The following is a 9663-nucleotide window of genomic DNA, read 5'->3' as shown; positions in this document are numbered from 1 at the left end:
GCGCTCGGTCGAGGGATGCGTCGCGAAGAGCAACCGCTCGAGGCGGCCGCCGCGGTCGCCGCTCGCTGCGGAACCGGCGGTTCCCGCCGCCGTCGCGTCGTCTCCCGGTCGATCCAGCGGGAGGATCGACAGCGACGAGATGCTCGAGGCCGCCCGGAGGTCTTCGGCAGGCGTCTCGTCGATCCCGTTCTCGAGGGTCCGCAACGCGCTGGCCAGCGCCGCCGGCGAGCCCGTCGCCGTTGCGGCGGTGCGGTCCGCGGCCAGTTCCCGACCCCGCGAGAGGACGGCGACGGCGGGCGTCGCGAGCGCGAGCGTGACGAGCGAGAGTCCGCCGAACAGGAACCAGAGGAGTCGCTGCGGCGCGGCTGCGATCCCCATGAGCGTGTAGCCGACGAACTTCCCGGGCGAGCGCCGCAGGAACGCGGTCGGCGACTCGGTCTCATCGGGACGGGCGAAGGCCAGTCGGGCAGCCTTCGATTTGAGCGCTCGCGCGAGGACGATCGGCGTCGCGGCGGCGGTCATCACCATCGCGTCGCGGTTCGCGACGTGGGCCAGTTCGTGGGCGACGACCGCCTCGAGTTCCGCGTCCTCGAGCGCGTCGATCGTCCCTCGCGAGAGGACGAGGTGGACGTTCTCGGGGCGGAAGCCGACGACGAGGGCCTCGGGCGCCGACCGATCGGAGACCGCGATCGTCGGGACCGGCACGTCGAGTTGCGCCGCGGCTCTGGTCACGGCCCCGTCCAGTGCCGGGTACGCGTCCGGCGGGACCGGTCTCGCGTCGGCGTGGGCCGCAACGGTGCTGACCCGCCCGAGTTGGACGCCGACGAAAATCGCGAGCAGACCGAGCGCGACCGCGCCCGCGACGATCGACGGGAGTGCGAAAAGCGACACGATGGCCGCGACGAGCCGCCAGATAACGGCGAGAAAGCCGAGCGTCAGGGTCGCGAGGACGAGCGTCGTCGCGATCATTCGGAGGCCGAGCGACAACCGAGGAGGGCCTTCACTCACTGTTTCTCGTTTCGAAATGAACACTGCTCGCATATAATGTTTTCAGGTGAGAGTGTTTTGACAAGCGACACGAACACCCGATCGCAGCGAGTCGACGCTCGATCCCACGACTGGGTGGAAACGATGCGGGGAGGCAGACGGTCGACGCGCCTCCCGCGGAGGGCCGAAGCGACGCGACGGCGGGGGACCGATCCGCTCTCAGTTCAGGTCGGCGCCGTCGAACCGCCAGTAGCCGATCGCCAGCGGGACGACGATCCAGACCAGCAGGACGACGGCGGCGAACCAGTCGCTCAGGTAGAACGGAAGGTCGCCGCTCACGCGGTTCGAGACGAGGAGGGTGTCCGGGTTCTCGAACGCCGCGTCCGGGATATCTTCGACGATGCTCTCCATCCCGATGATCCCCCAGATGAACTCGCTGGCGAGTTCGCTCGAGACCTGCCGGTAGGCGTCGAGGGGGTTCAGCCGGAGCAGGAGGAAGTACCACTCGGGGGCCTCGAGCCCAGGCATGCTCCCCTCGAGGAGGTAGTGAACGCCGGCGACGAGCGGATGCCAGATCAGGGAGAACACGACGTAGCTCCCGATCGCACCGCCCATCGCCTGCATCCGCGACGTGGACACCGCCGAGACGCCGACGGCGATGGCGGCAAACGCCAGTCCGAGTAGGATCGTCAGCACCGAGTAGCCGAGGTAGGTCCCCAGCGGGACGGAATCGAACATCGCCACCGCCATGCCGACGGTTAACGCGACCGTCAGGAGCGTCGCGACGAAGACAACGCCGAGCCGGCTGACGAACTTGCCGACGAAGACGTCCCACCGGCTGTGCGAGAGGCCGAACAGCACCCGCAGACTGCCCGACTGGCGCTCGCCGACGATCGCCATGTAGCCGACGATCAGCGAGACGATCGGGATGAACAACAGCCCGCCGATGTTGGTGACGGTGACGATCAGCTGGGTCGGCTCGACCTCCGAGAGGTCCTGGGTCGACGCGCTGACCGCGACCAGCGCCATGAGGAAGAGGAAGACGCCCATCACCGCCCAGACAAGCCTGGAGCGGATGGCGTCCTCGAAGTCCTTGCGGGCGATCAGCGTCGAACTCATCGACCCACCTCCGTTTCCGCGTCGGCGCGAGCACGATCCGGCCCGCTCGAATCGACGCGCGCGCCGCCGTCGGTTGCCCGGTGACGGGCCCGTCCCAATTCGTCGGACGACTCTCCCGCCTGGACCGAGTCCGCGTCGGTTCCGGTAAACGCCGTGAAGAGGTCCTCGAGCGTCGGCTCCTCGACGTCGAAGTCGACGATCGTCGCCCCGGAGTCGACGAGGCGATGAAGCGCTAGCGCCTTCGCGGCCGGATCGGCGTAGGTGACTCGGAGCCGTCCGTCCTGGCGGACCGTCACGTCGGTGACGCCGTCGATCTCGCCGAGGTCGACGACCGGCTCCTCCGCGACGTCGACGACGAGACTCGAACCGACGCCGGAGCGCTCGCGCAGGCCGGCGATGGTGTCGACGGTGACGAGGTCGCCGTCGTCTAAGATGCCGACCCGGTCGCAGACGGCCGACACCTGGCCGAGGATGTGACTCGAGAAGAAGACGGTCGTCCCGTCGGTGGCCTCCTCGCGGATGATCTCCTGGAACGTCCGGATGCCGTGGGGATCGAGGCCGCTCGAGGGTTCGTCCAGAATCAGCAGGTCGGGATCGCCGACCAACGCCATCGCCATCGCCAGTCGCTGGGCCATCCCCTTCGAGTAGTCGCCGACCGGGCGCTCGGCGTCCGCGCGGTCGAGGCCGACGCGATCGAGCAGCGCCTCGGGCGACTCGCTGCCGCCCTTGGACGCGAGAGCGAACTCGAGGTGGCGATACCCCGAGGAGCGTTCCCAGAGGTCGAACCCGTCGGGAAGGATGCCGACCCGATCGCGGACGGCGTCGGTTTCGTCCTGCGTATCGTGGCCGAGCACCGTCGCCGAGCCGTCGGTCGGGCGGATGAAATCGAGCAGGAGGTCGATCGTCGTCGTCTTGCCGGCGCCGTTGGGGCCGAGGAAGCCGAACACCTCGCCCTCGTCGACGGTCAACTCGAGCCCCTCGAGGGCCGCGTCGTCGCCGTAGCGCTTCGTCAGGTTCCTCGTCTCGATGGCCGCCATGGTTACCCCTCCACCTCCGGCCGCGCGGGGGCGAACGGACGCCCGTCCACGGACTCGGGACGCGCGCGCTCGGCGAGCGAACGTTCGGGAGCGGTTCGAGACGTCGTCGGTACCGGACTGCCGGCCGTTCCGGTCGCGGCGCGGCCGGCACGGGAGTGCGGATCGCTCATTGCGTTTCGAGCGTCGACCGGATCGATCCTATAAGGCGGTTCACAGTTGTCGACCCCTCAGCCGTGCCGAACGCTTATATAGGAGGAGCTGTCGGACCGCTTCAGCGGGCCAGTCCATCCTGCAGGTCCTCGAGGGCCGCGCGGCTGGACCGGCCGAGCAGGACGCGGCTGAACTGGCCGACGAGCCAGGCGAAGCCGTTGCAGATCGCCAGCGAGAGCAGCAACGCGACGAGGCCGACGGCCGAGACCGCGAGCGCTTCGGGGAGGGTGGTCACCTCCCATTCGGTGATCGTGACGGCGAACTCGGCCCCGACCAGGAGGTCGTTCCACGGCAGTTGCAGCGACGGCGTGAGCTGAACTGGATCACCGTTGGTGACGAAGCCGATATGGACGTTCGGATTCTGGTAGTACAGCGGCGTCAAGAGGAGCGTTATCGCGGTCGTGAACAGCATGACCAGCATGGAAAACGCCGCGGTTCCGATGGCGAACTTCGCGACGAGAAAGCCCATCGCCTTGTACGTCCCGGGACCCAACAGGAGCGAGCGAAAGCCGTCCGTCACGCCCCCGTCGTCGAGGAACGGATACTCCGGCGAGTCGATCTCGACCGAGAGCAGGTAGCGAGCGCTCGCGCGCTCGAAGGCCGCGAAGACGTGGCTGGCGAGGAACACCACCAGCAGGATCGGCGCGCCGACGAGGATCACCAACAGGCCGACGCCGAGAGAAACTCCCGTGACCAGGAAGATGAAGTAGAGGAGTCCGAGCGGGAACGCCAGCAGCAGATACAGCAGGTTCAGATAGGTCTGCGGACGAAACGGGCTCGTTATCGCCGTCCGTACCGCCCGCCGGGCGGTTCCGGGTGGGAAGCGACCGGATCGATGACTCACGTCTGATTCTCTTCGGCCGCCTAACATAAATCTTGGCGGATGACGAGACGACGACCCGGGTGCGGCCGTCGGCGCGCGCCGCCGCCGCGTTCCGCAGACGTCGCTCGCCCGCCTCGAGGGCCGCGCGAACCCGTTACGGATCCGAACGATTATTTCCCTGTCGAACGGGGTTCGAGACAGACGTGTCGTTTCGGCGACCGAAACTCCGCGGCGAGCCCGCGCTCGAGCCGGCCAGCCGTCGGTTTCTGTCGGTCGGAGCCGAGTCGCGGTTGCGACGGCTCGCTCGCGGGACGCGAGGGAGGGACTGCCGATGACGACCGGCGTCGATCCCGAGACCGAGGAGTTGCTCGCCCTCCTCGAGGACGAGTACGCGCGGACGATCATCGTCGAAACGTACCGCGAGGCCCGGCCGGCCGACGCCCTGAGCGACGCCTGCGACGCCGATCCGTCGACCGTCTACCGGCGCATCGACCGCCTCCAGGAGCGGGGGCTCCTGCGGGACCAGCAGCGGCTCGATCCGAACGGCCACCACTACAAGGTCTACGTCGCCAGCCTCGAGCACGTCGGGATCGACGTCACCGAGGACGGGTTCGACGTCGCGGTCGAGTACGCCGAGGAAGACGCCGCGGACACCTTCACGCGACTCTACGAGGAGTTTTCGGGATGATCGGGACCACAAGCGGGACGATCGGCGGGCTCGAGACGCTCCGCGGAGCGATCGCGGCCGTCGCGTCAAGGGGGCTCGCACCCGGGAGGCCTGCGTCGCCGGTGGGTAATCCCCTCTCGCTCGAATCGTCGCCGACGCCGCACCCGGGACAGGTCTCGGTCGACAGCGTCGGCGGATCGACGCCCGTCGTGCTCGCCGCCATCGTCACCTTCCTCGCGGCGACCGTCCTCGCCGTACTCGTCACCTACCGGTTCGTCGAGGGCTATCGCCGGACGAAGGCGCGGCCGATCCTGTGGCTCGCCGTCGGCATGTTCCTGCTCGCGCCGGGGCCGATGTTCCTCCGCCTGCTCGCGGGCAACGTCGCGGCGATTCCGCTCTCAGCGCAGTTGCTGGTGACGACGCTGTCGGAACTGTGCGGCCTGCTCGCCATCCTCTACGCCGTCTACACCACCTGACAATGGCACTCGAATCCATCACCGCGGTCGCGTCCGCCCTCACGGCAGTCGTCGGGCTGTTCGTCGCCCACCTCGCGTACCGCGGCTACCGGCGCAACGACAGTCGGACGATGCGAGCGCTCGCGTTCGGCATCGTCTGTATCGCCGTCGTTCCCTACGCGATCCTCTATCTTGTCGACCCGCTGCTCGGACTCACCGACGCCCAGAGCCTGCTCGCGGTCACCCTCTCTCACACCGTCGGGCTGGCGGTCATTTACCGCACGTTCGACCGTTGACCGGGAGCCGGACGTCAGACGGGTCCATCGACGGGAGTCTAACGTTCTCTCGGCCCCGCCAACACGTAAAAATATTGCGCCGAGTTGGCGGCCCACCAATCCGTTGACTCGTTATACGGACTGTCCGCCCATCCCCTCAAGTACCCACGATGTCGGACTTATCGACGATCGCTCGAGGGTGCACCACGGAACCGAACACCGGACCGGATCCGGACGAGAACCCGCTGCGCTGGTTCTTCGGCGTCCCGTTTCGTACTCGGACCTATCTGAACCTGCTGTATCTGCTGCTGGCGTTCCCGCTCGGGCTCCTGTACTTCATCGGGGTCACTACTGGATTCGCGCTCGGAGTCGGCTTGCTCATCACGCTGCTGGGGATTCCCCTCCTCGTAATGACGCTGATCGGAGCAACGATCCTCGCGGCGTTCGACGCGCGACTCACCGCTCGTCTCGCCGGCTTCGAGGCGCCCGTTCCCGAATCGCTCCGCGCGGAGAACCCGCGCAGCCTCTTCCGGGCCGAGGACGGGTTCCGTGACGCGCTCGAGGAGCTGGTGACCGCGCCGACGACATGGACGAGCCTCCTGTTGCTCGTCGCCAAGTTCTGCTACGGCGTGGTCGCGTTCACTGTCGTCCTCACCGCCGGCACCCTCGTCGTGGCACTCCTCGCGACCCCGTTTGTCTACTCCGATCCGACCATCAGCTACACCGTGGGCGTGTACGTCGTCGACTCGCTCCCCGAAGCCATCGCGGTCGCGAGTGTCGGCGTCTGTGGCGGATTCCTCGCGCTCCACGTGTGTAACGGACTGGCGGCCGTCGGTGGCTACCTGACTACCGCCTTGCTCGACGACGGTCTGTCACAACGAGATACCGACGCTATCGGTGACCGGCCGTAGCTCGAGGCACGAAGCTGTGAGCACAGCCGGCACTCGAGAGCGAAGTCCTCGAAAATCCGCGCGTCGATCGGCGACGCGTATCGCTTCCCCGTTTGCGTCCGACTCCCCTGTGATCGAGTCTACAGTTCCTCGATGCTGCCGTCGGCCTCCCGCTCGCGGAAGACCTGGCCTTCGAACAGCGTGACGACGACGTCGTCGTCCTGCCAGGCCGTCGGCGGCAGCCCCGCCTTTCGACAGGTCCGGTCGAGATACTCCCGGGCGCTCCAGTTGTTCTGGACCGGAACCGTCGGGTAGAGCCAGCCGCCCTTGCCGTTGCCGTCGATGGCGACGCCGTGGGTCCCCAGTTCGAGATCCGCCAGCGGATCGTCCGTCAGCACGACGTTCCTGACGGCACAAACCGAGACGGTGAGATTCGGCAGTTCGGAGGGGGTCACTTCGGAGCCACAGGAGTCCTCGCTGGCCGCTTCGATCGCCGAATCGACGATCACGTGGCCGAGCTGTTCCCCGGACCGGTAGCCGCCGGCGCAGCCGCGAAGGCTCCCCCGGCCGCGCGTCGACTCGAGACGAACGAACGCGCCGGTTCGCTCGTAGAAAGCCTCGCGCATACTGCCCGGTTGTTCTCGTTGCCCGTGTTGTACGAAAGATTCGACGGCTTCACGCGCGAGTTCGACCGCGCGTGCACCGTCTTCGTAGGAGAGGTCGACGCCCTGTCGCTGGGACATACAGATGAACATGGGAATGGTCGTCCTAAAACGCTTCCATTCGTTACGGTGCGCTTTTTGTACGTCGACCGGGGGACTTATTCGGCCGACGGGCCTACCTCGAGTGGGAGAGAGAGTCCGGCCGCCGCGATGGCCCCGCCGGCAACGGCGCGGCCACCTACCGTTGGCCACCTCTCCGAGGTGCCCAACGCACCTAACGTGGCCCATCTCTTCGAGATGCGCCACGCCCGCGAGGAAAGTCCCCCCACCTGTTCGGGCAGGTGACCGGACGCAAGTCCGGAGCGGGAGACCGCTGGCTCTGGAACAGAAACGACACGTCTCGGCCCGACCGATGATGCGCGCGAACCCGACCGAGAGGAAGGGGAGTTGACCCGCTGAGGAAAGCGTGGTCGCGAAGCGACCACGGTACGCGAGGCGGCGCTCGCCGCCGAGTCGTGCGGTCGACAGCACGCGGTTCGAAACCGCGAGTCACGCCCGTCGTGACCGACCGCACAGAGACGGCCGAGGACCGATGGAACGGCGAACCCTCACCGGTGCAAGTCCGCGCCGTGGTAGCCCGAACGCCCCGCGGTTTCCGCGGACGGCGCGGACGCTCAGCCGAATGCCGGATCGAACAGAAGGGGGCTTACTCCTCTCACCCGTTTTCGCACTCGAGTGGCGACGCGACACCAGCGCCGTTTTCGGTCGCGTTCTGACGCGGCACGCACGTCGAGTAGCCCAAGCGACCGGAGAACGGTTTTTCGACGCAGGTTCGTAGAAAGAACGGAATTTCGTCTTCGCACGGTCGCCGCCATCGGGTGCTGAAAATGCTTAGTCGACGAATCGGCGCCGGGTTCGTTCTTTTAACAGCGCTGCTTCTCGCCTCCGTTCTTCTTTTCCTCCTTTTTCTTCTTCTTTCCGTTCTTGTCGTCGCCGGTGCCTTCGTTAGTCGTGCGCGCTTCGGTCAGTTGCACGTTCTCGTTCACCTGGTAGTTCAGCTGCTCTGCCACCGCGTCGCCACAGTCCCTGGCGAACGCGACCGCGCCGAACTGCTCGTTGACGTTCAGCTGTTCGACGAACTGTAACTGGTCGATGTCGACCTCGGCGACCTGCTGGGAACTCTCGCCGTTCCCGGTCTCGTAGGCGACCGCCCACGACTCGTCGCCGTTCTCGTCCGTCCCGGTCACCACCGCATTCGTGCTGCAGTGGGACTTGTCGACGTTCAGTGCCTCCGCCGACGCGACCTGCGCGTTGAAGTTCCCCTGGTAACTCTCCTGTCGGGCCGTCGCCTGACTGTCGTCGATCCCGACGGCGATGGCTGCGTTCTGCAGGTTGATGTTCTCTTGCCCGACGCTCTGTACCTGCGTGACGTCGGCCGACGCCGCCTGTGCGTTCGACTGCTCCGCTCCGGCTTTCGAGCGGGTCAGCTTCTCGTCCGAAACCGAGCCGACCATGTCGGCGCTGGCGGTGACTTCATCGACGGATTTCGAATCGAAGTCGATCGCGGCGGCGTCGGCGACCTGCTCGTTCAGGTTACCCTGCGAACTCACCTGGAACGCCTCCGCGACGCTCCCGCTGCCAACGGCGATCGCGATGGCGACGCCCTGTTCGCTGACATTCAGCTGCGAGACCGTCTGGGATTGCTCGACCGACGCGTCGGCCTCTTGACGGTCGCCGTCGCCGATGTTCGCCGCGACGGCGTCGGCGTGCTGGTAGTTCTCGTTCGTCTGCGAACTGCGCTGGTACGCCCGCGATCGGCTCCCGTTCGCTGCGATCGCGACCGCGGTGTTCTGGCTGTTGTAGTTGTACTGGTCGACCTCCTGGCTCTGATCGATCGTCGCCTCGGCCGACTGCTCGCTCTGATAGGCGTCCTCGCCGACGACCAAGCCGGTGAACTCCCGACACTCGGTCTCCTCGGCGAATATGACGTACACCTGCCCGACGCCGGTGAACGTCCGGTCGGTCGTCTCCTCCTCGACGGTTACCGACTCGGCACTCCCGGCCTGGGTGTTGGTATTGTTCTGGTCGACCTGCTGTGCCGCCGTCGCCTCGCCGCCGTCGATCGCGATGCTGACGGCGTTGCCCTGCTGGGAGACGTTGAGCTGGGAGACGTCCTGGTACTGGATGACCTGCGCGGTCGAGCTCTGGGACCCCGCGGCGATCTCGTCCCTGTGCGCTTCGACCCACGAGTCGAGATCGGCTTCGGACGAGTCGGCTCCGAAGACCAGATACACGCTGTCGCCGTCGACGTCGCGGGCGCCGTCCGCGTCCGCGTGTGAACGGCCGGTACCCGTTACGAGGGCGCCGGCACCGAGTCCGGTCGCTGCGATTCCTTTGAGGTAGCCTCTTCGCTTCAGTCCGTCCTGGTTTCCGTGATTGTCAGCCATGACGCAATTGGGCAGATGATAATTTCGTATTCTGTTATTGACAGCCACACAGCAATAATTAACTCTCTACCATATCGTTGCAAAATTGAAA

9 protein-coding genes, 1 other RNA gene and 1 pseudogene are annotated in these 9663 nt (G+C 66.6%); 5 read left to right on the top strand and 6 right to left on the bottom strand.

Going from position 1 to position 9663, the window contains the following annotated elements; all coding sequences use genetic code 11:
• The 4 genes and pseudogenes from C477_RS02295 to C477_RS02280 all read right to left on the bottom strand — a co-directional run.
• Positions 1 to 969: pseudogene (locus C477_RS02295) on the bottom strand (M48 family metalloprotease); the annotation flags it as partial.
• A 237-nt stretch (positions 970 to 1206) separates the two neighbouring features.
• The gene (locus C477_RS02290; RefSeq protein WP_008892813.1) at positions 1207 to 2106 is read right to left on the bottom strand and encodes an ABC transporter permease; all 900 of its coding nucleotides are present in this window, start codon (positions 2104 to 2106) and stop codon (positions 1207 to 1209) included.
• Positions 2103 to 3143 (bottom strand): ABC transporter ATP-binding protein, encoded by a 1041-nt coding sequence (locus C477_RS02285; RefSeq protein WP_008892812.1) that lies wholly within the window; start codon positions 3141 to 3143, stop codon positions 2103 to 2105. The genes C477_RS02290 and C477_RS02285 overlap by 4 nt, the downstream gene beginning before the upstream one ends.
• Positions 3144 to 3414: 271 nt before the next feature.
• Positions 3415 to 4197 (bottom strand): sensor domain-containing protein, encoded by a 783-nt coding sequence (locus tag C477_RS02280; RefSeq protein WP_008892811.1) that lies wholly within the window; start codon positions 4195 to 4197, stop codon positions 3415 to 3417.
• 310 nt (positions 4198 to 4507) lie between these two features.
• Between C477_RS02280 and C477_RS02275 the strand changes: the two genes are divergently transcribed.
• From C477_RS02275 to C477_RS02260, 4 genes are all read left to right on the top strand, one after another.
• Entirely contained in the window at positions 4508 to 4864 is a 357-nt protein-coding gene (locus tag C477_RS02275) for a helix-turn-helix transcriptional regulator (RefSeq protein ID WP_008892810.1), read from the top strand.
• Positions 4861 to 5319, top strand: a complete 459-nt coding sequence (locus C477_RS02270; protein WP_008892809.1) for a DUF7521 family protein — start codon at positions 4861 to 4863, stop codon at positions 5317 to 5319. Before C477_RS02275 ends, C477_RS02270 begins: the two co-directional genes overlap by 4 nt.
• A gap of 2 nt (positions 5320 to 5321) precedes the next feature.
• Positions 5322 to 5594 (top strand): DUF7521 family protein, encoded by a 273-nt coding sequence (locus C477_RS02265; RefSeq protein ID WP_008892808.1) that lies wholly within the window; start codon positions 5322 to 5324, stop codon positions 5592 to 5594.
• Positions 5595 to 5743: 149 nt separating this feature from the next.
• Positions 5744 to 6484: a sensor domain-containing protein gene (locus tag C477_RS02260; RefSeq protein ID WP_008892807.1), complete on the top strand. Its 741-nt coding sequence runs from the start codon at positions 5744 to 5746 to the stop codon at positions 6482 to 6484.
• Positions 6485 to 6603: 119 nt separating this feature from the next.
• On the opposite strand, the gene C477_RS02255 is transcribed toward C477_RS02260, so the two are convergent.
• Positions 6604 to 7206, bottom strand: a complete 603-nt coding sequence (locus C477_RS02255) for a TIGR00296 family protein (protein ID WP_008892806.1) — start codon at positions 7204 to 7206, stop codon at positions 6604 to 6606.
• A 213-nt stretch (positions 7207 to 7419) separates the two neighbouring features.
• Here C477_RS02255 and rnpB point away from each other — a divergent pair.
• Positions 7420 to 7842: RNase P RNA component (gene rnpB, locus C477_RS02755), an RNA gene on the top strand.
• 206 nt (positions 7843 to 8048) lie between these two features.
• On the opposite strand, the gene C477_RS02250 is transcribed toward rnpB, so the two are convergent.
• Positions 8049 to 9572 (bottom strand): hypothetical protein, encoded by a 1524-nt coding sequence (locus tag C477_RS02250; protein WP_008892805.1) that lies wholly within the window; start codon positions 9570 to 9572, stop codon positions 8049 to 8051.
• Between the last annotated feature and the right edge of the window lie 91 nt (positions 9573 to 9663).

This window comes from Haloterrigena salina JCM 13891 (assembly GCF_000337495.1).
Lineage (GTDB): Archaea > Halobacteriota > Halobacteria > Halobacteriales > Natrialbaceae > Haloterrigena > Haloterrigena salina.
This window is presented reverse-complemented; position numbering and strand designations above follow the sequence as displayed.

What these genes read in the sequence shown, in the direction of transcription:
- C477_RS02290 (WP_008892813.1), bottom strand. Translation starts at nt 2,106, where the DNA reads ATGAGTTCGACGCTGATCGCCCGCAAGGACTTCGAGGACGCCATCCGC.
- C477_RS02285 (WP_008892812.1), bottom strand. Translation starts at nt 3,143, where the DNA reads ATGGCGGCCATCGAGACGAGGAACCTGACGAAGCGCTACGGCGACGAC.
- C477_RS02275 (WP_008892810.1), top strand. Translation starts at nt 4,508, where the DNA reads ATGACGACCGGCGTCGATCCCGAGACCGAGGAGTTGCTCGCCCTCCTC.
- C477_RS02270 (WP_008892809.1), top strand. Translation starts at nt 4,861, where the DNA reads ATGATCGGGACCACAAGCGGGACGATCGGCGGGCTCGAGACGCTCCGC.
- C477_RS02265 (WP_008892808.1), top strand. Translation starts at nt 5,322, where the DNA reads ATGGCACTCGAATCCATCACCGCGGTCGCGTCCGCCCTCACGGCAGTC.
- C477_RS02260 (WP_008892807.1), top strand. Translation starts at nt 5,744, where the DNA reads ATGTCGGACTTATCGACGATCGCTCGAGGGTGCACCACGGAACCGAAC.
- C477_RS02255 (WP_008892806.1), bottom strand. Translation starts at nt 7,206, where the DNA reads ATGTCCCAGCGACAGGGCGTCGACCTCTCCTACGAAGACGGTGCACGC.
- C477_RS02250 (WP_008892805.1), bottom strand. Translation starts at nt 9,572, where the DNA reads ATGGCTGACAATCACGGAAACCAGGACGGACTGAAGCGAAGAGGCTAC.